The sequence below is a fragment of the Brucella sp. GW823-FHT04E01 genome, from assembly GCF_058796175.1.
The window spans coordinates 776,223-798,164 of the sequence record NZ_JBXAIK010000001.1; the positions used below are offsets into that span (position 1 = coordinate 776,223).

The following is a 21,942-nucleotide window of genomic DNA, read 5'->3' on the forward strand; positions in this document are numbered from 1 at the left end:
ATGACATTGGCTCGTTCTTTCCGTCTTGGCATTCTTTCACTGGGTGCCCTGCTTTTTCTCGCGCCCTATATCTTCATGCTGTCGACGGCAGCAAAGTCGCAGCAGGATATTTTCTCGTCCTCCCTGTCGCTGATCCCGCACAACTGGGCACTCCTGGATAACCTTGCCAAGGCATTCAGCCGTGTGCCGATGGGGCTCTTGCTGTTCAACGGCGTAGTCGTCTGCGCGCTCATTCTGGTCATTCAGGTCGTGGTCGCCATTCCCTGCGCCTATGCCATGGCAAAGCTCAATTTCCGCGGCCAGCGCACTATGATGATGATGGTCATGCTCGGCCTGCTCGTGCCGATCCATGCCACCGCATTGCCCTTCTATGTCGGCTTCAATCAGCTCGGCGTGCTCAACAGCTATTTTGCTCTCAGTGCTCCGTTCTTCATCTCGGTCTTCGGCATATTCCTGTTTCTGCAGTTCTTCCGCGCCATGCCGGATGATCTCATCAGCGCCGCGCGTCTCGACGGCATGTCAGAGGCAGGCATCGTCATGCGGGTGATCGTACCCAATGCCTGGCCCGCCATCACCGCCTTCTCGATCTTCTCGGTAGTTGCGCACTGGAACGATCTGTTTTGGCCGCTGATCGTCATCAACGGCATGGAGCGCGCCACGCCACCATTGGGTCTCCTCTATTTTCGCGCTGCGGAAGCAGGTGACGATTATGGGGCCTTGATGGCGGCAACCCTCATCATCACGCTGCCGCTGCTGCTTGCGTTTCTTGCCGCCCAGCGCCGCTTCATCGAAGGCATCACCCTCACCGGCCTCAAGGGCTGAATTCTTCCCTCCCATCCTCCACAGGAGTTCAAACATGAAACGCTTTTCCGGTGCACTCGCCGCTCTGGCTATGGCAACAGGCCTCGGCTCGCCCGCCTTTGCCGAAACGACGCTGAATGTGCACTATCCGATGCCAGGCTTTTTCAAGGATGTCATGGCTGACATCTCTGGAAAGTTCATGGCAGAAAATCCGGACATCAAGATCAACTTCGTCAGCCCCTCGGCAACCTACGAAGAAGGCATCCAGACGATCATGCGTCAGGCCGGAACGTCGGAAATGCCGGACATCACCTTCACTGGTTTGAACCGCCTGCGCGTATTGGCCGAGCGCAACATCGGCGTCGACATGAAGCCGCTGGTCGAAAAAGAAACCGACATGGAAGCACAGGGCTTCACTGATCACCTGCTGAGCCTCGCCCGCGTTGGCGACCGTCAGGTTGGTCTTGCTTTCGCGACCTCCAACCCGATCATGTATTACAATGCCGATCTGGTTAAGGCTGCAGGCGGCAATCCCGACACGCCTCCAACCACTTGGGATGAAGTGATCGAGCTCGGCGGCAAGATCAAGGCGCTTGGCAACGGCAATGAAGGCATTGATTTCCGCTGGCAGGGCGACGACTGGATGTTCTCGGCGCTTCTGTTCGGCGCAGGCGGTACCATGCTGACCGAAGACGAGAAGAAGGTCGCCTTCGACGGACCGGAAGGGCTCGAAGCCTTCAAGCTGGTCGACCGCATGGTGAAGGAAGGCGGCATGCCGGTTCTGACCAAGGCAGCGGGTGAGCAGGCTTTCGCGGCTGGCAAAGTCGGCTTCTCGTTCCAGACGACTGGCGCGCTGCGCAACACGATCAAGAATGTCGGCGACAAGTTCGATCTTCGTACCGCGAAAATTCCTCTTATCAATGCTGAAAAGGGTCGCCTGCCAACCGGCGGCAATGCCGTTGTTATCCTGACAGAAGATCAGGCCAAGCAGGATGCGGCATGGAAATTCGCCAAGTTCGCTGCCGGCCCTTACGGCGCTTCCGTTGTCGTTCCCGGCACCGGCTATGTGCCGAACAACGAACTGGCTGCAAAGTCCGACGAATATCTCGGCAAATTCTACGCGGAAAATCCGCTGTTCAAAGCCGGTCTCAGCCAGATGTCACTGATGATCCCGTGGTATGCTTTCCCGGGTTCGAACGGCGTGAAGGTGACGCAAACCATCGTGGACAATCTTTCGCGCGTCGTCGAGCAATCCGCCACGCCGGAAGACGCCCTTGCCGATGCGTCCAAGGAAGTGCAGCGCCTGCTGCCACGCAAATAACCAGCCATCGCCATAAGCAAAAAGGCCGCGCTAGCGATCAGCGCGGCCTTTTTTTATGAACAGTAAGATACGATTAATAGGTCCAGTTGCGGGCCTTCGAGAACAGGAAGTCGCGGAAAGCGTGCAGTTTCGCAGAGTTCTTCAAGGCTTCCGGATAGCAGAAGAACGTATCAAAGGACGGTATTTCTTCCAGTTCCGGCAGAAGTTGCACCAGCCCGGATTCCTTGTCGGCCATATAGTCAGGCAGAACGGCGATGCCGACGCCACGCTGCACAGCGCGACGGATCGACAGCAGATTGTTCACCTGCAACGCGGGAATGCGCGTGCTACCATCGGCACGCCCGGCAATCTCCAGCCAGTTTAGGCCTGTCAGATAGCTTGGCGCCGGTTCACCGAAAGTCACGACACGATGCTGATCGATCTCATCGATCGAATTCAGCTTGCCATATTTCGAAACATAACCAGCCGACGCATAGACATGCATATGCACTGTGAACAGCCGACGCTGAATCAGGTCTGGCTGCTGCGGTTGCCGCAACCGGATGGCACAATCCGCATGACGCATCGTCAGGTCCAGTTCCTCATTGTCGAGGATCAACTGCAGCTGGATATCGGGATAAAGCTCGACGAATTCCTGAATCCGCTCGATCAGCCAGCCGGAGCCAAGACCAACAGTCGTCGTCACGCGGAGACGGCCTGTCGGCTTTTCCTTGCTCTCGGCAAGCTTCGAGCGAACGTTTTCAAGTTTCATCAGCACGTCATGCGCCGTGCGATAAAGCGTTTCGCCCTGCTCCGTCAAAATGAGCCCGCGGGCATGACGATGAAACAGCGGGACGCCGACATCCTGCTCCAGCGCGCTCACCTGACGCGAGATAGCCGATTGCGACAGATGCAATGTCTGGGCTGCGTGGGTGAACGACCCAGCCTCAGCCGCAGCATGAAAAATGCGCAGTTTATCCCAGTCGAGCGGAGCGACCACGATTATCCCCTCTCATTGTTTTCACCGCATTCACCTTACGCAAAACCGCCTCACACTTTTGGCTTGGAAATGCTTTACTCCGCAGCTTCGTGCAGCGGTTCCTGTGCGGCAAGCCAGCGCTCGGCTTCCAGAGCAGCCATGCAACCCAAACCGGCGGCAGTCACAGCCTGCCGATAAATATCGTCCGTGACGTCGCCCGCAGCAAAAATGCCCGGAACGTCGGTAGCCGTCGAATCGGGTGCAGTCCACAGATAGCCGTTCGGCTTCTGCTTGAGCTTGCCCTCGAACAAAGAAACCGCAGGTGCGTGGCCGATAGCGACAAAAACACCGTGCGTGTCGAGTTCCTGCGTCTCGCCCGTCACGACATTCTTGAGGCGTACGCCGGTCACAGTTGCGCCCATCGGCGGCTTTGCCTCGGTGCCAAGGATTTCATCGATCACGCTGTTCCAGACCACCGAGACGTTCTGGCGCGAAAGCAGACGATCCTGCATGATCTTCTCTGCACGGAAGCCATCGCGGCGATGCACGACCGTCACGCTCTTGGCGATATGGGAAAGATAAAGCGCTTCCTCAACAGCGGTATTGCCACCGCCGACAACGACCACATCCTTGCCGCGATAGAAGAAACCGTCACAGGTCGCGCAAGCAGAAACGCCACCGCCCATGAAGGTCTGCTCGCTGTCGAGGCCAAGCCACTTGGCCTGCGCACCCGTGGCGATAATCAGGGCATCGCAGGTATAGATCGTGCCGGAATCACCCTTCAGGCGGAAAGGACGCACCGTGGTTTCAACCTCGGTAATAATGTCATGGACGATTTCGGAGCCGACATTTTCCGCTTGCTTTGCCATCTGTTCCATCATCCATGGCCCCTGCACCGGATCGGCGTAGCCCGGATAATTTTCCACATCGGTGGTGATCATAAGCTGACCACCCTGCTGGAGACCGGCAATGATGAGTGGTTTCAGCATGGCGCGAGCAGCATAAATCGCAGCGGTATAACCAGCAGGACCTGAGCCGATGACTATGACTGGCGCGTGACGCTGTGACATGAAGTTCTCTCCGGTCCCGGAACGTCTTGATCTGATTGATCCAGATCAGCGCTCCACATGTTTGTTTTCACATGTACCTTGTCCAAAATGTTCCACACTTCGGGGGTACTCTAAAATCGATTTAAAGCGGCGGGTTCCGGCTCACCAGAATCGCTTTCGCGCCTGTTTGGCCAATGCCCCGACATTATGGCCAAGGTAGGTCTGCCCCTCAATGTTTGCAAGGTTCCACAGGGATTTGCTGTGCTTTAGCCACAGCTTGTGACCTTTAAGCAAAGCCTTTGACAGCCAGCGCATTGCGGGTGGATCGATCTCACGCTAAACAATGGAAAATTTGCCCAACCTCGGAGCCGTCCGCCATTTATAAGACAGTCGCCAATATCTGTGCGCGTTTCGGCCTCCTCATGGCGGTAGCCATGCTTCTGCCTGCAGCAATCGACCTGCGCGATGGGAGTGACGACTGGCTGATCTTTGTACGTTCAGCTGCGGCAACCGGCGCGCTCTCAGCCTTGATTCTGCTGGCCACCCAGAACCAGACGATGCGCTTCACCCCGCGCCTTGGCTTTCTGCTGACGGCGTGCCTCTGGCTGACAGCGAGTTTTCTGGGTTCGATACCGCTTTATTTCTCGCATTTGCCGATCAGCTATGCGACGGCCTTCTTCGAGGCCATGTCGGGCGTCACGTCAACCGGCGCGACCGCGCTGACCGGGCTCGACAACATGCAGCGCGGCATTCTTTTGTGGCGCTCGCTTCTCTGCTGGATCGGGGGTATCGGCTTTATCGGCTTGGCTCTGCTGATGCTGCCGTCCCTGCGGGCGGGCGGGTTGGCGCTCTTCCATATGGAGAATTCCGACAAGTCGGAAAAAATTCTCCCGCGCATGAACCAGATCGCGCTCGGCATCGTGCTGGCCTATCTCAGCCTGACCGCCGCCTGCATCATTGCTTATTTTGCCGTCGGCATGAGCATGTTCGACGCCATCAACCACGGCTTCACGACGATTGCGACAGCAGGCTTTTCCACTCACGACAGCTCCATCGGCTTTTATCAGGGAAACCGCCCGCTCCTGGTCGTGTCCACGATCTTCATGGCCCTCTCGGCCCTGCCCTTCGTGCTCTATATCAAGGCCTTCATGCCACGCCGCATGGAATCGCTTGTCGACCCGCAGGTGAAACTGTTCTTCACGATCGCAATCAGCTTCAGCTTTGCACTCGCGGTGGTTCTGCGACTTGGGTCCGATGTGCCTTTCGGCGACGCGCTGATCTCGGCTTCGTTTCATTTTGTCTCGGTCATGACGACAACAGGCTATGCCACGGAAGATTATTTCCTGTGGGGACCACCGGCGATTGGAATTTTCTTTCTCGCTTCATTTCTGGGTGGCTGCGCCGGGTCTACATCAGGCGGCATCAAGATGAACCGTCTCATCATCCTTTGGAGCTTGACGCGCGCCAATCTTGCCCGGCTCATCATGCCACATGCTGTCATCAAGATCCGCTACGGCAGCTCGGAAGTTTCCGGCGAAATCGCACAGAACGTGCTTCTCTACCTGTTCCTCTACTGCGCCTCGCTGATTATAGGCGCGGTGCTGCTTGCTTCACTGGGCCTCGACTTCGTGTCGGCCTTCACTGGCGCGTTGACTGCCCTCTCCAATATCGGCCCCGGCTTTGGCGACACCATTGGCCCCGTCGGCAACTTTTCCACCATTCACGACCCGGCATTGTGGGTCCTTTCCTTCCTGATGCTGGCAGGGCGTCTGGAGCTCGTTACCGTGTATATCCTGTTCACTCGCACTTTTTGGGTGCGTTGACAGAACGTTAGGCAGTTTACATCCGCCCGTTTCATTTGATATGAGCAGGATTAGATTGCGCCACGATGGCGACGAATGTTCTATAATTACCCCGGAATGAAATTTCCTTGCGCGCGGAGTTACGCATGCCGATCAAGGCCGATCTGGATGAAATCGATTGGAAAATCCTTCGGGAGCTCCAGAATAACGGGCGCATCACCAATGTCGAGCTGGCCGAACGCGTCGGTATTTCGGCTCCGCCCTGCCTGCGCCGTGTGCGCAAGCTGGAAGAAAGCGGCGTTATCCGGGGCTATCGGGCCATTCTGAATGGCAATTCCCTTGGACAGGATTTGGTCGCTTTCTGTTCGGTTGGCCTCCATCGCCAGGCAGATGCCGACCTCAAGGCTTTTGCCGAGAAATCCAAGCAGTGGCCTCTGGTACGCCGCGCCTGGATGGTTTCGGGCGAGTCCGATTTCCTGCTCCATTGCGTCGCGCGCGATCTCAACACGTTCCAGACCTTCGTGATCGAGGAACTGACCGCCGCTCCCAATGTGGATTCCGTGCGCACCGCGCTGACCATTCGTCCGGTCAAGGACGAACCGCTGATGATTCTCTGATATTTCGACGGTTTGCGCCGGGAATTATACCAGGTCTGGATGAGCTTGCCTCATCAAGACCTGGTTAAGCCCGTGCGGTGATTGAGCATTTTCAGGGCGTGATGCGTCAGCATTGCAGCGCCCTGTCATTACTTGTTACGTCCCGGCGAATACGCGCTCGTAGACAGCGCTGATGGCAGCTGCTTCCTTTTCGAGCGGAAAAGTCGCGCGAACATGCCTGAGAGCATTCTCGCCATCGCGTTCCGCCAGAGCCGGATCTGCCAGATAAGGTTCGATAGCCTTGCGCAGGGCATCTCCGTCACCGGCCGCAACCGATGTTCCGGTGCCTTCCACGATCATTTCCGCATAGGCACCCGCATCGCTGGCAACGACTGCCGTTTGCGACGCCATGGCTTCAAGCGGTGTCAGCCCGAAACCTTCATTGCGCGAAGGCGCAACATAAAGCGTCAGGCGGCGATACCAGACGCGGATATCCGGCACTTCCCCCAGAATGAGGATACGGTCCTGCAAACCGGCAGCGGCGATCTTCGCCTTCAGCGCATCCTCGAAAGACTGGTGTTCTGCAGTCGTGCGTCCGGTGATAATGGCCGTCCAGCCCGGATATTGCGGCAACAGCGCAATCATCGCATCGACGAAAAGGTCTGTTCCCTTGGAGGAACGCACGCGACCGAAGCAACCGACAGCATATTTTCCGGGCAGACCCGACGCCGCGAAACTGTCCTCATCGCCGACAGGCGGATGGAAACGCTGCAGATCCACCCCATGCATGATGACCTGATGCGGGACTTCGAGAAAGCTTCCCGAGCGACCACTCGTTGCAATCACCGCATTCATGCGGCGGATGAGCCATTTGGTAAACGGCTTGTGGTCTCGCTGTGCAGCTGAGGTAAAGATCAGCCTCAGTTTCATGCGCAGCACATCGCGCATGAAAATACCGGCGAGCATTTCAATATTGCGCCGCGCATGCCAGATGCGGAACGGTTTCGTAGCTGGCTTTGACCAGAAGGACCAAAGAGCGCTCCATCCCAGATGCGGAAGCGTATCCGGCAGGCCCGGCCCCATCGTCGCAATGTTCAACCCCTTTGCGCGCTGCAAGGGGATCAGCTGAACGATTGTCGATGTGACACCGGAGAGGCGGCGCTTGAAATTCGGCGCCACCACCTCAACGTCCTGAACCCGAACCGGTCCGGAATCTGGCTTATGCACGGACACGGAAATCAGACGAACTTCAAACCGACGATTTCATAGGAACGCGAGCCGCCCGGTGCGTTGACTTCAATCGTATCGCCTTCGCCCTTGCCGATCAGCGCACGCGCAATCGGCGATGAAATGGAGATGCGGCCTTCCTTCACATCGGCTTCCTGATCGCCGACGATCTGGTAGACCTTCTCTTCTTCCGTATCCTCATCAATCATGGTGACGGTGGCACCGAACTTGATGCGGTCACCCGACAGCTTCGAGACATCGATAATCTCGGCGCGCGCGACCAGATCTTCCAGTTCGTTGATACGACCTTCATTCAGGCTCTGGGCTTCTTTCGCAGCATGATATTCGGCATTTTCCGACAGATCGCCATGCGCACGTGCTTCGGCGATCGCCTCAATAATCCGAGGGCGCTCCGATTGCTGACGCCAGCGCAGCTCTTCCTTGAGCTTTTCGAAACCGCCAGGGGTCATAGGGAACTTTTCCATACCCAGTCCTTTCCTTCGTCCGGTACTCACCTCTCCCCGAGGTCCTGCACGCACCGGCATCTTGATTTGCCCGCCTCACCTCGCGCAATGCTTGGATAGTGCGAGGCGCTTTTCGAAGGCCAACCAGCCTCCGACACACAAAAAGAAAACGGTCACCGAAACATCCGCCTCGGAACCGTTCGAATAGCCGTTCACAGAACTATAGCATTTCCATCAACCATTTCACGCGGAAAAATATGTCTCTGTCAACTGTGCCCTTAAGCGGCACCTATTGCGCGTTAACCGGCCAGCTCGCGGGCCACTTCTCCGGGCCTCCGGCATAATTGCCATCGCAATCGCCTTTTGAACGTTCCTGCACCAGAACGAAACGCACCCGGCCCTCGCCGCTGTCAGTAGCTTTCCAGACATCGTAAATGCCGCAATCTCCAAGCCCTCTCCCCTTGAAGAAGGCCGTCAGCGTCAAGGTTTTCTGGGCCCAGTCGATGTTCCATGCCGTGTCGGTCACAGTCGGGCCATCGTCGGAAATGGTCGGTAGCGAGATCGGCACAGTCTTGTTTTCGTAGCGGCTGTAGAAGGCATAAGGCTGATTGTAGGCGCCCGGCGATCCGCATGGCAGGCCGATAAGATCGAGGCCATCGGCAATCTTCGTCTCGAAACCGCCTGCATTGCGGAACGTGCCGGGGCTTGCCCCGCCACAGACCGCCGCCTCGTCGGAAAAATCCTTGCGGATGTCAGCCGGTATCTGCTCGATCGTTTCGATCAGCTTGAGCTGTGGCGGAACAGGCGCCGGTTTGCTGCCCTTGACCTGCAATGCCTCGACAGTTCCGTCGCGCGATTGCTGTTCGTCCACATAGATCAGCCCGCCGACAAGGCCCGAAAGCGAATAGGTCGAGGTCTTTCCGGCAAATTTCAGCTGCAGTTTCTGACCGTTCTTCATCCCGTCGAGCGCCTTGACCATATCGCCCGTATAATCCAGCTGATCGTCCTGCGCCTTCAAAGCCGAGACATCGACATCGAGCAGTGTTTGACCGTCGATGGAAATCTCCAACTTGCCAGTTTTCTGCGATGGATCGACATAGGAAAGCCGGAGTAGCGGCTTCGAGCCTGACTGGCTGCTGCGAAAGATGCCAAGCCCCGGCGCACCATCGCTTGCTACCGGCGTAAGGGTCAAAGTGCAGTTTTGCGCGAAATCGCACAGAACCAGCGTGTCGCGAACCTTCTTGAAAGCAGCCTGCGATTCCCCGCCCGCCAGAAACAGCAGTGTTGTGGCAATCAATGCCACAACAGCGGATTGACGATTTAAAGAGAGCATAAAACACTCCGTCAGTAAGAAATCGCTCTAATTATAATCAGACTATGCATGAATGTCGCAGAATCGGAAGTTCCCTTGCCGCCTGCCCATAATATTGCCTATAGCATGACGACCGGGAAAGGCTGAAAAGCGTCCGGTTTCTCTTTCTGCAATGACATATCCCGAACCGAGGTAATGATGACGCGCGTACAGGCCAATATGCTGCTGCTTCTGGCAGGCGTCATCTGGGGCATGGGTTTCGTCGCCCAATCGACGGCAATGGCCAGTATCGGCCCGTTTCTGTTCATCGGTATCCGCTCGGCAATCGCCGCCCTTACTGTCCTGCCATGGGCCGTAGCCGAGGGCCGTCGGGCGAAGACCAGCCTGAGCCGCTCGAACTATCTCTTCTTCATGTTCATCGGACTGAGCCTGTTCACCGGGCTTGTTCTCCAGCAGATCGGGCTCATCACCACATCCGTCACCAATGCCGGTTTTCTGACCGGGCTCTATGTCGTCATGGTGCCAGTGCTTGGCGTCGTCCTGTTTCGCACTTGGCCGCATCCTGTCGTCTGGCCGAGTGCGGCGGCATGTCTGGCAGGCATATTCCTGCTTTCCGGCGGAACGTTGACTGCGCTCAAGCAAGGTGACTGGCTGGTCATTTGCGGCGCGGTCTTCTGGGCCTTGCAGGTGGTCCTGATCAGCAGGGCAAACCGCGCAGGGCGACCGATAACGCTGAGCTGCATCCAGTTCGCAACCAGTGCCTTCGCAGGACTTGCGATCGCGTCCATGATCGAAGACTTCAACTGGACCGCCATCGCACTCACCTGGAAGGAAATTCTTTTCACCGGCGTCTTCTCGTCCGGCATTGCCTTCACCTTGCAGGCCATAGGACAGCGCTATACGACTTCCGCACAGGCCGCGATCTTCCTGTCGTCGGAAGCGCTTTTTGCGGCCCTGTTCGGTGCACTCTTCCTCGGCGAGCGGGTGACCTTCATAGGCTTTATCGGCTGCGGACTGATCTTCGCCGCCATGATGGCGGTGGAACTCATTCCCATGTTCTGGAAACGCAAGGCGGCGCTTATACCCGCCACCGAACCTGCCGAGTAACCCGGTCAGCCTTTGAAAATCAGGGCCGCGCCGCCTGCTATGAACGCAAAGCCCAGCAGATGGTGCCATGTAAAGGCTTCCTTGAGGTAGAACACCGAGAACAGGCTGAAGATCACCAGCGTGATGACTTCCTGAATGGTCTTGAGCTGCGCCGCTGAATAGACCTCGTGCCCGATGCGGTTGGCCGGAACCGCGAGGCAGTATTCGATCAGAGCGATGCCCCAGCTGATGAAAATGACGGTGACGAGTGGCGTGCTGGTGAATTTCAGATGCCCGTACCAGGCGAATGTCATGAAAACGTTCGAGCCGATGAGAAGCAGGATCGGCAGGACGCTCGGCGAAATCAGTGCTGACATGGAAATGACTTCAGGGACCGGGAGGATGTTGTCGGCGGCATGGCCCGAAACCGCTGCATGGTGATAGAACAAAGGCGGCATTTTGCCAATCCTGCGCGCTGGAGCGCGTTTCACTCCGGCCGGATTATGCTCTGGTCGCTGCCCTGATTACGCCACAGCACTTAACGCGAGCGCTGACTCTTCCTTTACGCTTCCAAGCTAATATTCGTGGAACGCCATCGGTCTGGTCTCCTGAAGAAAAGGTATGGACATGAGTTCTGCGTTGTCCGCCACCGCTCCAGTCAGCCGCCAGCGCTCCCGGTTGCGAGGTCTGGCCCCGTCATTATCCCTCGCCCTGCTGGCAATCATCGCCGGTTGTTCCGGTGAAAGCGCTCCGCGCCCGCAGGCCAGTGTCGGCAATTCCGACGTGATGGTTCCCGATGCACCGATTGCAAATGCTGCCCCGGTTGTAGACGCACCCGTCATGCAGGAGCCACAGCAAGAACGCATCGTCGGGCTTGCCGAGGAGGAAGAGAACCACGTCACGCAATCCACGCAGCAGAGCCAGCCGCAATATTCCGGCGACTATGGCTTCTCAGCCCCGATTCAAAATCCGGTAACAGCAGCCGAAAACATCTATACGATGTCCAATGCGGAAACCGCCTGCCGCACGCGCCTGAAACGGCTCGGCGTCGTCTTCAAGGAAAAACCGCCGATCTATCGCAGCAGTGCCTGCCAGATCGCAAATCCCATCGAGGTGTCCGGCTTCAACAGCGGCTCCATCGCGTTCAAACCGGCGGCAACGCTGAACTGTCAGGTGACCGAGGCCTTTGCCCGCTGGATCAAAGGCGACCTGCAACCTGCCTCGCGTATGCGCTATCTGTCCGGCGTGAGCACGATCTATAATGCCGGGGGCTATTCCTGCCGCACCATGAACAGCCGTCGCGGCGCGAAAATGTCGGAACATTCACGCGGCAACGCCATCGATGTCACCAAGATCGTGCTGAACAACGGCAAGAACATCATGGTGCGCAAGCCGGGCTTCTTCGCCTTTCGCGAAAAGGGCCTGCTCAACAGCGTTCGCTCCGATGCGTGCGGCTATTTCTCGACAGTTCTCGGCCCCGGCTATAACCCGGAACATGCCGATCACTTCCATTTCGACCTGATGCAGCGTCGCAGCGGCTATCGCGCTTGTAAATAGAGCATTTCCAGTAAAAGTACGAAGCGGTTTTGCGTAGGATAATGCGTGAAAACAAATAGATAGAGCGGTTCCAACCACCGGTTTTAACCGGAACCGCTCTAAATAAGCCCGGCGCAATGCCGGGCTTGACGATACTTTATTCCTCCGGCGGCACCGGCGTCGGCTTGCCGTTTTCATCCAGAGAAACCATGACGAATTCGCCATGGGTCACGAGATCCATCTGCTGGGTCAGGTAACGCTGTGCCCAGGCTTCCACCCGCAGCGTGATCGAGCTGCGCCCAACCCGCGTAATCTCGGTATAGACGCAGAGCGCGTCACCGATCTTCACCGGCTTGGCAAAGGACATTTCACGAACCGCTGCCGTCACCACGCGGCCCTTGGCGCGTTCTGCAGCACGAATGCCGGATGCGGAGTCCATCTGCGCCATCACCCAGCCGCCGAAAATATCGAACGCCGCATTCGCATCCTTGGGCATGGCCGGAACGCGCAATGTCAGCATGCCCTTCGGCGCATTGTCAGTATTCATCGAAGTCGGTCCTTAAGTGCTTGAGAGAGTCGCCCTTTAATATGAGACAAGCCCGCCACGAAGAAAAGTACCGCATGAAGCGCTTAAACCGTTAGTGTGAAAGCCGATTTCAAGAGGTCGATATTCATTAATCATGAATTGAAATCGAAAAATCGTGATGCACGTAAATAATAATCTTCATGTTATAAGTAATTAAAGAAAGTATATTAGAGGAATGACATATGAAACTATCGGTTAAGTCCTCCATAGTTACATTAGCACTTCTTGTTTCAACGAATGCTTATGCATCATCAGCAATTGTAACATCGACAATTAATCTTCGCGTCGGCCCGGGCACCCAGTACGGAACCATCGGGGCGATCCCGAATGGCGTCGGCATTACAGTGGCTGGCTGCACCAGCGGTTATGGCTGGTGTCAGGTGACCTATGGCGGCATGACCGGCTGGGCTGCATCGAGCTACATCGCCATTCAGACAGGCAACGGCTATACGACGAACGACAATTTCGGATCGACCGCCGCAGCGGTTGGCATACCGCTCATCGCAGGCATCGCCATCGGTTCGGCACTGGCGGCCAACAGCGGCCCCTATTGGGGACCCGGCTGGGGTCCAGGCCCTTATCGCGGCTGGAACGGTGGCGGCAATGTCTATAATGGCTGCATCGGGCGTAATTGCCAGTCGAACAGGGGACCAGCACGCCCACACTGGACGGACCGTCCCGGCTGGAACGATCATCCGGGCTATCATCCCGGTTTTGGCCCCGGCTTCGGGCATGGTTTTGGCCCCGGCCCTCGCATGCGTCCCGGCGGCAGGCTGTAAAGCCGCCTCTGGAACCACACCTCCTGACAACCTTCTGTCAGGAGCATCGCCGGATAGGGTAAGGGTGCGGAGGATTTCACCTTCGCACTCTTTTCATTTGGACGCTGAAAATCCATATTGGGGACATGGCTTCCTCAAAAGACAAACACTCCCAGGATTCGCACGACAAGGCTGGCGGCTTCGGTGAAGCACCACATTCAGGTGGTTTCGGCGAAATGCCTCAGGCCGAACTTTCCGGTGCGCCCCTTTCCGGCTCCATCGCCGGCCCCATCGCCGATTGGGCGAAGGAGATCGGCGACGAGGCTGCGAAACCACGCGCGAAAAACCCAAAACAACCCAAGAAAATTCCCGAGCGCAGCAAGGAAGCGTCGCGCAGCGGGCGCGGCACATCCATGGGTGGCGCTGCATCCGCCAAGGAGCGTGCAGCGGCTGGCCTCAATCCGGTTGCCGGTCTCGACATCAGTCTGGAAGACGCTGCCGGACTGAACCCGACCGGTGCGACCGCGACAGTTCAGGCCCTGTCGGACCTGATTGCCTCCGGCAATCCGCTGTTCAAGAACGGCGAACTCTGGACGCCTCACCGCCCGGCACGTCCAGATAAATCCGAAGGCGGCATCGCCATCGAGATGGAAACCAGTTTCGAACCCTCTGGCGACCAACCAACGGCTATTCGCGATTTGCTGGAAGGGCTGGACAACGACGACCGCACGCAGGTCCTGCTCGGTGTCACCGGTTCGGGCAAGACCTTCACCATGGCGCAGGTCATCCAGCGGACGCAGCGCCCTGCCCTGATCCTGGCGCCGAACAAGACTTTGGCCGCGCAGCTTTATGGCGAGTTCAAGAGCTTCTTTCCGAACAACGCCGTCGAATATTTCGTTTCCTACTACGATTATTACCAGCCGGAAGCCTATGTGCCGCGCTCGGACACTTATATCGAGAAGGAATCGTCCATCAACGAACAGATCGACCGGATGCGCCACTCGGCCACCCGCGCGCTGCTCGAACGCGACGATGTGATTATCGTCGCTTCCGTATCGTGCATCTACGGTATCGGATCGGTCGAAACCTATACGGCCATGACCTTCGAAATGAAGATCGGGGACCGGCTCGACCAGCGCCAGCTGCTCGCCGATCTCGTGGCCCAGCAATACAAGCGGCAAGACATCAATTTCGTGCGCGGCTCGTTTCGCGTGCGCGGCGACACGATCGAATTGTTCCCGGCTCACTTGGAAGATCGCGCCTGGCGCATTTCCCTTTTCGGCGATGAGATCGAGACCATCACCGAGTTCGACCCGCTCACCGGCCAGAAGACCGGCGATCTGAAATCGGTCAAGATTTATGCGAATTCGCACTATGTGACGCCGCGTCCGACCCTCAATCAGGCGATAAAGTCGATCAAGGAAGAGCTGAAGCATCGCCTTGTCGAACTGAACAATGCCGGGCGTCTGCTGGAAGCCCAGCGCCTCGACCAGCGCACGACATTCGATCTCGAAATGCTGGAAGCAACCGGTTCCTGTGCGGGTATCGAAAACTATTCACGCTATCTGACAGGCCGCAATCCCGGCGAGCCGCCTCCGACGCTGTTCGAATATATTCCGGACAATGCGCTGGTTTTCATCGACGAAAGCCACGTCACGGTTCCGCAGATCGGCGGCATGTATCGCGGCGACTTCCGCCGCAAGGCAACGCTTGCCGAATATGGTTTCCGCCTGCCATCCTGCATGGACAATCGCCCGCTTCGTTTCGAGGAATGGGACGCCATGCGCCCGCAGACCATTGCTGTTTCGGCAACGCCGGGCGGTTGGGAAATGGAAGAAGCTGGCGGCGTGTTCGCAGAACAGGTCATCCGCCCGACCGGGCTGATCGATCCGCCGGTCGAAATCCGCCCTGCCAAGTCGCAGGTCGATGATGTACTCGGCGAAATTCGTGAAACGGCACAGAAGGGTTACCGTACATTGGTCACAGTGCTGACCAAGCGCATGGCCGAAGACCTGACGGAATATCTGCATGAACAGGGCGTGCGCGTTCGCTACATGCATTCCGATATCGACACGCTGGAACGTATCGAAATCATTCGCGATCTGCGTCTCGGCGCCTTCGATGTGCTGGTTGGCATCAACCTCCTGCGCGAAGGTCTCGACATTCCGGAATGCGGCTTCGTCGCCATTCTCGATGCCGACAAGGAAGGCTTCCTGCGCTCGGAAACCTCACTGGTTCAGACCATTGGACGTGCAGCGCGTAACGTTGACGGCAAGGTCATTCTCTACGCCGACAATATTACCGGCTCGATGCAGCGCGCGATGGATGAAACCAGCCGCCGCCGTGAGAAGCAGGTTGCCTATAATGAAGAGCACGGCATCACGCCTGCCTCGGTGAAGAAGAATATCTCGGACATCCTCGGCTCAGTTTACGAGCGCGATCATGTCCGCGCGGATATTTCGGGCTTTGCGGAAGAAGGCGCGATGATGGGCAACAATCTTGCCGCCCATCTGGAGCATCTGGAAAAGCAGATGCGCGACGCCGCTGCCGATCTCGACTTCGAAAAGGCCGCGCGCCTGCGCGACGAAATCAAGCGGCTGCGTGAGACGGAACTGGCTATTGCCGACGACCCGCTGGCACGCGAGTTTGAGGCGGGCGATGCAGGTGCAAGCCGCAACAAGGGCAAGCCCACCGGCAATTCACGTTTCCGCAAGCCGGCGCTGGATGAAATGGGCGCTGATACCACGCGCCCGCTTGGCAAGTCGTCTTTGTTCCAGAAGCCATCGCTTGACGATATGGGACCGGGCACCGACATGGCAAAACCGCTCTTCCGCAAGAACACGCTTGATGAGATGACGGTCAAGCGGACCGAAGTGCCAAGTGGCGGCGACGATGCGGCGATCCGCCGTGAGCGCGCAGGCATCGGGTCTTACGAGGACCCTGCCGAAACAGCGCGCAAGAAACGCCGCCCCGGCAAGACAGGCCGACCGGGACGGTGACCGAGATCGTTGATTATGTGTTGGAAGACTTACCGGTCTTCCAACACATCACGAACGGCCATTCGATTTTCTATATTCAGCGGCACTGCCCGCCATTCATAATGCGATAGCCTGCACGGTCGGCTTCGCAACGATTGGGGAAAGTGCGCCTGTCGTTCCCACGGCGTGCACAAACAGGCATATATTCCCGCGTGCAAGCACCCGCGCCCGGCCTGCCCGGTCTGTTGCCCTGATGCGGCGGACGCATGCCGCCTTCGCCGCCCCATCCCGGACCCGGTCTTGATGAGCACTGGCCATTTGCGATGACGCGATAGCCCTCAGCTCTTGCCTGACAGGAATTGCCGAAGGTCTTGCGCGAAGAACCGCGCGTGGCGCAGACGGGAGCATAGATCATCGGGCACATCTGCGGCTGTGACGGTCCAGGGCGAATCGGCGGACGATAATCCGGGCCGCCTTCGGCAACACAACCGGCGAGAAGCAGAGCGCCCGCAAGCACAGCCAATTGTCTGAATCGATGAAACTGCATTTTCCTCTCCCTTGTCCGGATAAATCCGATCTGTCCCGGACACTAAAATGGCGCAACCTACGATAAGAGCAAGTCTTTTCGCAAAAGTGCAAAACCTTGCAGACCATATCGACAACCCGCCCATATAGGTTACTTTGGCCGATGTTGAGGGGCGGAACAGGCAGCATGAATCGTTATCGGCACGGCATAGCATTTATCCTGGCTTCGCAGCTTTTCAGCCTGCCTTCCGGCGTGGCTGCATCCTATGCGGCGAGCGAGCCGAACCCGCCAGTCTATGCGCCGCCTTTACCGCCGGAGAAGAAAGTCCCGACCGTCGGCCGCATCTGCCAGCTCATCGGTGCCAATGCCGACATCCACGGCATCCCGCGCGACTTCTTCGCCCGGCTGATCTGGAAAGAAAGCCGGTTCGATCACAACGCGGTCAGCCCTGTCGGCGCTGAAGGCATTGCGCAGTTCATGCCTTATACTGCTAAGGAGCGTGGGCTTGCCGACCCTTTCGACATAGAACAGGCCATCCCCGCATCGGCGAGTTTCCTGCGCGACCTTAAAGGCGCTTTCGGCAATTGGGGCCTTGCAGCCGCCGCCTATAATGCAGGGGCCGGGCGTGTTTCCAGCTGGATGCGGTCCGGTGGATTTCTGCCGCTCGAAACTGAAAATTACGTGCTGGACATTACCGGCGCACCTGCCGATGACTTCGCGGCAGGCAAGGAGGTCGTGAACCGCCCGCTCGATCCCAAGCTCGCCTTCGTCGATGCCTGCAAGCGCCTGCCGATCATCCGCAGCGCCACAATTCCGATGTCGCGCGTGAAACCCAAGCCATGGGGCATTCAGGTCGCTGGCAATTTCCGCCGCAGCGCGGCGGCCAATCAATGGGTGCGCCTGCGCAAACAGTTCAGCGCCGTGCTGGCAGGCCACGACCCCGTTATCAGCCGGATACGGACGCCGATGGGACGCCGTGGCATCTATGCAGTACGCATCGGCGCTAACAGCCGCGGAGAAGCCGACAGCATCTGTGCGAAGCTGCGCGCCGCCGGTGGCGCATGCATAGTTTCGCGCAATCGATGAAAATACCAGGACATATCCGTTTAAATTCGCGATATATTAGGGTTAGCCTGTTCTATTTTGGGATTGAGTCGATGATTTTCTTGAAACAATCGTAAAAAATTCTGACGATACCGGTTCAAAGATAACCAATCATGTTCCCCCCAAAGAATTTGCTTGCCAAATACCGCTTCATAGATCAGTCTCCACCTGTTCGGGCATTTAGCGAACAAATGGAAGACTGGAAGAACGGCGCGCCGGGGCCGCTATAAGTTCCGGGTCGAAGGCTCCCCTTCGGCAATGATCGGTTCCTTCCCAATGTCGAGAACTGCCTGCATAACCCTCTGCCGGGTGTGTGGTGCGCTTGGCAGAATTTGTAATACCACTGTCTCCACAAGAGCAGTGGCGCCAAGGAAAAGGAACGGATCCCATGGCACAGACCGGACTGGTCAAATTCTTCAATACCGAAAAAGGTTTCGGTTTCATCAAGCCGGACGACGGTGGCGCTGACATCTTCGTACACATTTCTGCTGTACAGGCTTCTGGCCTCACTGGCCTCGCAGACAATCAGAAGGTTTCCTACGAGACGGAACCGGATCGTCGCGGCAAAGGCCCGAAGGCCGTGAACATCACCGTTACCGGCTGATCGTTCATAAAAGAACCTACCACTTGCCCCGGCTTTTGCCGGGGTTTTTTATTGCCGGTATGCAACCCTGAACGGATCATCATTCAGGCGCGAAATATTACAGATGCTGCAAGTAATTGACCGGAAACTGACAGCTTTCCATCGCCCTTCACCATTGTTCAGCCTCCATTCATGTCGAAACAGTTAATTAGTTATTCATAAACGATACGTGTGTGCCCGTTCGGCGAGCGTATCGGAGAAATTACAGTCGAGCTTCTGAAGGAGCGAACAATGAACCGATTTGCGAAAACAGCCATTCTGGCAGCGGCATCCCTTGCGGCTGTTGCCGCACCGCTTGCAACAGCATCGGCAGATTCCTGGGGCCGCCATGGCTGGGATCGTGGCGGCTGGGATCGACCCTACTACCGCGACCGGCATCGCAACCATGGCGACGCCGTTGCCGCAGGTGTGATCGGTCTTGCAGCAGGTGCCCTCATCGGCAGCGCGCTGAGCCAGCCGCAACCGACCTACGTGCAGCCTGCCCCGGTCTATGCACCGCCTCCGCCGCCGCCAGCTTATTACCCGGCAGCCCCGGCTCGTCAGGCGACTTATTATCGCTCAAGCTATGAGCCATGGAGCCGTGGCTGGTACCAGTATTGCGCCGACCGTTACCGGTCATTCAATCCGAATACCGGCACCTATCGCGGTTATGACGGACGCGATCACTTCTGCTCCGCAAATTAAAGCACATCCCGAAAAGTGTGAAACGGTTTTCGGATAAGATGCGCGCCAAAACAAGTGATTAGAGCACCGATCTGCTTCAACCAGATCGGTGCTCCAAAGCAAACCATCCCGATGAAAAGCCGCCTTTAAAGGCGGCTTTTTTTTATGCATATCCGATGTCGTTCAAAAATGGATTGGAGCGCCGTTCATCACCGAACCTACCGCCGGGACCATGCCCGCAAATGAAACCGATATCGTCCCCGAGCGGCAGCAGCTTTTTCTTGATGGAGCGAATCAGCGCCGCGTGATCACCGCCTGGCAGATCAGTGCGCCCGACCGAGCCGTTGAAAAGCACATCACCGACTATCGCAAACCGCGCTTCGGGGTTGAAGAACACGACGTGCCCCGGCGCATGGCCCGGCGTGTGGAAGACGTCGAATTCATGCCCGGCGACGGAAACCTTGTCACCTTCGTCCAGCCAGCGGTCCGGCGTAACATTGCGCACGCCTTCAGTGATGCCATATTTTAGGCCGGTCGCTTCCAGATTATCGAGCAGGAACTTATCATCCCTGTGCGGGCCGATAATGTCCACATTCAGGGCTTCCTTGAGATCAAGGGCTGCCGCAGCATGATCGATATGGCCATGCGTGATCCAGATGGCCTCGACATCGATCCCTTGGGAATCAATCGCCTCGCGGATGCGATCCAGGTCACCGCCCGGATCGATCACGACACCCTTCTTGGTCTCGCCATCGAACAGAATGGTGCAATTCTGCTGGAAAGGCGTGACGGGAACGATGATGGCCTGCAATTGCCCCATAGTCTTACTCCACTTGAATAAATAGCGGTCCGGAAGGTGCTTTCTGACACAGAGATAGTGTCCTGTGCCCGTCAGGTGAAGCTTTAAATAGATACGGGCGGCTGATAGCCGCCCGTTTTCCCTCTCCAGGATTGTCCGAGGCGCTTTCTCCGAAAACCGTTTCACGCTTTCCGGGATAGGCCCGACAGTTCGTCTTACCGGTTGTCCCCACAACCATGCGGTCTCCAGAGCGCGTTTCGATCTGATTGAATCAGACCGGCGCTCCAACTGTTTGCTTTCACGCACATGTTACCCGATCGAAGCGGGATCAGAAATCAGTCCAGTGGACTGATTTCCCTGCGTAGGCGTTTCACACTTCTCGGGATGTCTTAGTGCGTCAGGCCTTGGCGGCCATCGCGTTCTTGATCAGGCCGACAACGGCCGTGAGCACGATACCGCCAATGCCGCCGCCTGCCAGCTGACCAACAACACCGTTGAGAACGGAATCGAGGCCACCGCCAGACAACATCGGAAGCAGCTGCCCGAGGATGACACCACCGATGCCGCCTGCCACCGTGTTACCCGTGGTGCCCAGACTGATATTCTTCACTGCTCCGGCGATGTTGCCACCAACCGCGCCAGCCACAAGCTGGAGAATGATAGGTAGTAGAGATTCCATAATCGTCACCCCATCTGAGTTTTAAACCGGAGTAGCGCGACTCCGGTAAAAAAATCTTGTGCCGAAACTTTCCAATGTCAAACAATAAGCGACGGAATAACAAAAAAGCGGCCCTAAGACCGCTCTTTTTCTGTTTAAAACTTGGTTCGGCACCTACTATTCGGCTGCCGCCCGCTTTGGCTGAACTTCCGCAGAATAGTCATTCATTAGAACATTTGTAATTTCGGAAGGTTTGAAACGGTATTGACCGATCTCGGATACCGGCGTCACTTCCGCTGCTGTTCCGCACAGGAAGCATTCGGAGAAACCGGCAAGTTCTTCCGGCATGATTGCCCGCTCGATGACTTCAATGCCGCGGCGCTTGGCAAGATCAATGACCGTGCGACGCGTAATACCGTCAAGGAAGCAGTCAGGCTTCGGCGTATGCAGTGCGCCGTCCTTCACGAAGAAGACGTTTGCACCGGTTGCTTCCGCAACCTGTCCGCGCCAGTCGAGCATCAATGCATCGGCATAGCCCTTGGCTTCGGCGGCGTGCTTGGAGATCGTGCAGATCATATAGAGACCGGCAGCCTTCGAGCGCGAGGGCGCAGTGCGCGGGTCCGGGCGGCAATATTCAGCGATATCGAGCCGGATGCCCTTCATCTTTTCTTCGGGCGAGAAATAGCTCGGCCATTGCCAGATGGCGATGGCAAGATGAATGCGGTTGTTCTGCGCCGAGACCCCCAGTGACTCCGAACCGCGCCAGGCAATCGGGCGAACATAGGCGTCTTCAAAACCCTGCTTCTTCAGAAGCTCGCGGCAGGCATCGTTGATTTCTGCAACGCTGAAAGGAATCTCGAAACCGAGAATGCGTGCAGATTCATGCAGGCGTTCGGTATGCTCATTGAGCTTGAAGATCTCGCCGCCATAGGCGCGTTCGCCTTCAAACACGGCGCTCGCATAATGCAGACCATGGGTCAGCACGTGGATTTTTGCATCTTTCCAGTCGACGAATTCTCCGTCCAGCCAGATAAATCCGTCCCGTTGATCGAATGGAATCGCAGCCATTTTCTTG

General features: G+C 57.1%; 22 protein-coding genes. 11 read left to right on the forward strand and 11 right to left on the reverse strand.

The genetic code is table 11. The annotated features are described in order from the left end of the window. Positions 1 to 822, forward strand: a complete 822-nt coding sequence (locus AC1RHM_RS03890; protein WP_010659654.1) for a carbohydrate ABC transporter permease — start codon at positions 1 to 3, stop codon at positions 820 to 822. A 34-nt stretch (positions 823 to 856) separates the two neighbouring features. Further along, entirely contained in the window at positions 857 to 2,122 is a 1,266-nt protein-coding gene (locus AC1RHM_RS03895) for an ABC transporter substrate-binding protein (RefSeq protein ID WP_010659653.1), read from the forward strand. Between the two features lie 73 nt (positions 2,123 to 2,195). Here AC1RHM_RS03895 and AC1RHM_RS03900 read toward each other — a convergent pair whose 3' ends face one another. Beyond that, the gene (locus tag AC1RHM_RS03900) at positions 2,196 to 3,101 is read right to left on the reverse strand and encodes a LysR family transcriptional regulator (RefSeq protein WP_010659652.1); all 906 of its coding nucleotides are present in this window, start codon (positions 3,099 to 3,101) and stop codon (positions 2,196 to 2,198) included. Between the two features lie 74 nt (positions 3,102 to 3,175). Further along, positions 3,176 to 4,150 (reverse strand): thioredoxin-disulfide reductase, encoded by a 975-nt coding sequence (trxB, locus tag AC1RHM_RS03905; RefSeq protein WP_010659651.1) that lies wholly within the window; start codon positions 4,148 to 4,150, stop codon positions 3,176 to 3,178. Between the two features lie 401 nt (positions 4,151 to 4,551). Here trxB and AC1RHM_RS03910 point away from each other — a divergent pair, with 401 nt between their 5' ends. After that, a complete protein-coding gene (locus AC1RHM_RS03910) occupies positions 4,552 to 5,952 on the forward strand; it encodes a TrkH family potassium uptake protein (RefSeq protein WP_029376059.1) in 1,401 nt (466 codons plus the stop codon). Positions 5,953 to 6,077: 125 nt separating this feature from the next. After that, on the forward strand, positions 6,078 to 6,548 hold the full coding sequence (locus AC1RHM_RS03915; protein WP_010659649.1) for an Lrp/AsnC family transcriptional regulator: 471 nt from the start codon (positions 6,078 to 6,080) through the stop codon (positions 6,546 to 6,548). A gap of 135 nt (positions 6,549 to 6,683) precedes the next feature. Here the strand turns inward: AC1RHM_RS03915 and AC1RHM_RS03920 are convergent, their stop codons facing one another. The 3 genes from AC1RHM_RS03920 to AC1RHM_RS03930 form a co-directional block, all read right to left on the reverse strand. Beyond that, positions 6,684 to 7,754, reverse strand: coding sequence for a glycosyltransferase family 4 protein (locus AC1RHM_RS03920; RefSeq protein ID WP_029376058.1), 1,071 nt, complete (start codon positions 7,752 to 7,754; stop codon positions 6,684 to 6,686). An 11-nt stretch (positions 7,755 to 7,765) separates the two neighbouring features. Further along, on the reverse strand, positions 7,766 to 8,239 hold the full coding sequence (gene greA, locus AC1RHM_RS03925) for a transcription elongation factor GreA (RefSeq protein WP_010659647.1): 474 nt from the start codon (positions 8,237 to 8,239) through the stop codon (positions 7,766 to 7,768). 268 nt (positions 8,240 to 8,507) lie between these two features. Beyond that, positions 8,508 to 9,551, reverse strand: coding sequence for a DUF1176 domain-containing protein (locus AC1RHM_RS03930; RefSeq protein ID WP_010659646.1), 1,044 nt, complete (start codon positions 9,549 to 9,551; stop codon positions 8,508 to 8,510). A gap of 177 nt (positions 9,552 to 9,728) precedes the next feature. Here AC1RHM_RS03930 and AC1RHM_RS03935 point away from each other — a divergent pair, with 177 nt between their 5' ends. Continuing rightward, positions 9,729 to 10,637: a DMT family transporter gene (locus AC1RHM_RS03935; RefSeq protein ID WP_010659645.1), complete on the forward strand. Its 909-nt coding sequence runs from the start codon at positions 9,729 to 9,731 to the stop codon at positions 10,635 to 10,637. A gap of 5 nt (positions 10,638 to 10,642) precedes the next feature. Here the strand turns inward: AC1RHM_RS03935 and AC1RHM_RS03940 are convergent, their stop codons facing one another. Continuing rightward, positions 10,643 to 10,993 (reverse strand): DMT family protein, encoded by a 351-nt coding sequence (locus tag AC1RHM_RS03940; protein WP_010659644.1) that lies wholly within the window; start codon positions 10,991 to 10,993, stop codon positions 10,643 to 10,645. A 250-nt stretch (positions 10,994 to 11,243) separates the two neighbouring features. Between AC1RHM_RS03940 and AC1RHM_RS03945 the strand changes: the two genes are divergently transcribed. Further along, on the forward strand, positions 11,244 to 12,173 hold the full coding sequence (locus AC1RHM_RS03945) for an extensin-like domain-containing protein (RefSeq protein WP_010659643.1): 930 nt from the start codon (positions 11,244 to 11,246) through the stop codon (positions 12,171 to 12,173). A gap of 136 nt (positions 12,174 to 12,309) precedes the next feature. On the opposite strand, the gene AC1RHM_RS03950 is transcribed toward AC1RHM_RS03945, so the two are convergent. Further along, positions 12,310 to 12,699, reverse strand: coding sequence for an acyl-CoA thioesterase (locus AC1RHM_RS03950; protein WP_010659642.1), 390 nt, complete (start codon positions 12,697 to 12,699; stop codon positions 12,310 to 12,312). A gap of 221 nt (positions 12,700 to 12,920) precedes the next feature. Here AC1RHM_RS03950 and AC1RHM_RS03955 point away from each other — a divergent pair, with 221 nt between their 5' ends. Both AC1RHM_RS03955 and uvrB read left to right on the forward strand, forming a co-directional pair. Next, positions 12,921 to 13,517 (forward strand): SH3 domain-containing protein, encoded by a 597-nt coding sequence (locus AC1RHM_RS03955; RefSeq protein ID WP_010659641.1) that lies wholly within the window; start codon positions 12,921 to 12,923, stop codon positions 13,515 to 13,517. Positions 13,518 to 13,732: 215 nt separating this feature from the next. After that, complete coding sequence (gene uvrB / locus AC1RHM_RS03960; RefSeq protein WP_376749532.1) at positions 13,733 to 16,495, forward strand: excinuclease ABC subunit UvrB; 2,763 nt, start codon at positions 13,733 to 13,735, stop codon at positions 16,493 to 16,495. A gap of 76 nt (positions 16,496 to 16,571) precedes the next feature. Here uvrB and AC1RHM_RS03965 read toward each other — a convergent pair whose 3' ends face one another. Continuing rightward, a complete protein-coding gene (locus AC1RHM_RS03965) occupies positions 16,572 to 17,021 on the reverse strand; it encodes a Kazal-type serine protease inhibitor family protein (RefSeq protein WP_010659639.1) in 450 nt (149 codons plus the stop codon). Positions 17,022 to 17,186: 165 nt separating this feature from the next. Here AC1RHM_RS03965 and AC1RHM_RS03970 point away from each other — a divergent pair, with 165 nt between their 5' ends. From AC1RHM_RS03970 to AC1RHM_RS03980, 3 genes are all read left to right on the forward strand, one after another. Beyond that, entirely contained in the window at positions 17,187 to 18,086 is a 900-nt protein-coding gene (locus AC1RHM_RS03970) for an SPOR domain-containing protein (protein ID WP_010659638.1), read from the forward strand. A 406-nt stretch (positions 18,087 to 18,492) separates the two neighbouring features. Beyond that, the gene (locus tag AC1RHM_RS03975) at positions 18,493 to 18,708 is read left to right on the forward strand and encodes a cold-shock protein (protein ID WP_010659637.1); all 216 of its coding nucleotides are present in this window, start codon (positions 18,493 to 18,495) and stop codon (positions 18,706 to 18,708) included. Between the two features lie 270 nt (positions 18,709 to 18,978). Beyond that, on the forward strand, positions 18,979 to 19,431 hold the full coding sequence (locus tag AC1RHM_RS03980; protein WP_010659636.1) for a BA14K family protein: 453 nt from the start codon (positions 18,979 to 18,981) through the stop codon (positions 19,429 to 19,431). 142 nt (positions 19,432 to 19,573) lie between these two features. On the opposite strand, the gene AC1RHM_RS03985 is transcribed toward AC1RHM_RS03980, so the two are convergent. The 3 genes from AC1RHM_RS03985 to AC1RHM_RS03995 all read right to left on the reverse strand — a co-directional run bounded on the left by AC1RHM_RS03985 (position 19,574) and on the right by AC1RHM_RS03995 (position 21,935). Then, entirely contained in the window at positions 19,574 to 20,230 is a 657-nt protein-coding gene (locus AC1RHM_RS03985; protein WP_010659635.1) for an MBL fold metallo-hydrolase, read from the reverse strand. 376 nt (positions 20,231 to 20,606) lie between these two features. Continuing rightward, complete coding sequence (locus AC1RHM_RS03990) at positions 20,607 to 20,888, reverse strand: hypothetical protein (protein ID WP_010659634.1); 282 nt, start codon at positions 20,886 to 20,888, stop codon at positions 20,607 to 20,609. Positions 20,889 to 21,044: 156 nt separating this feature from the next. Then, complete coding sequence (locus tag AC1RHM_RS03995) at positions 21,045 to 21,935, reverse strand: branched-chain amino acid aminotransferase (RefSeq protein WP_010659633.1); 891 nt, start codon at positions 21,933 to 21,935, stop codon at positions 21,045 to 21,047. Positions 21,936 to 21,942: the final 7 nt, after the last annotated feature.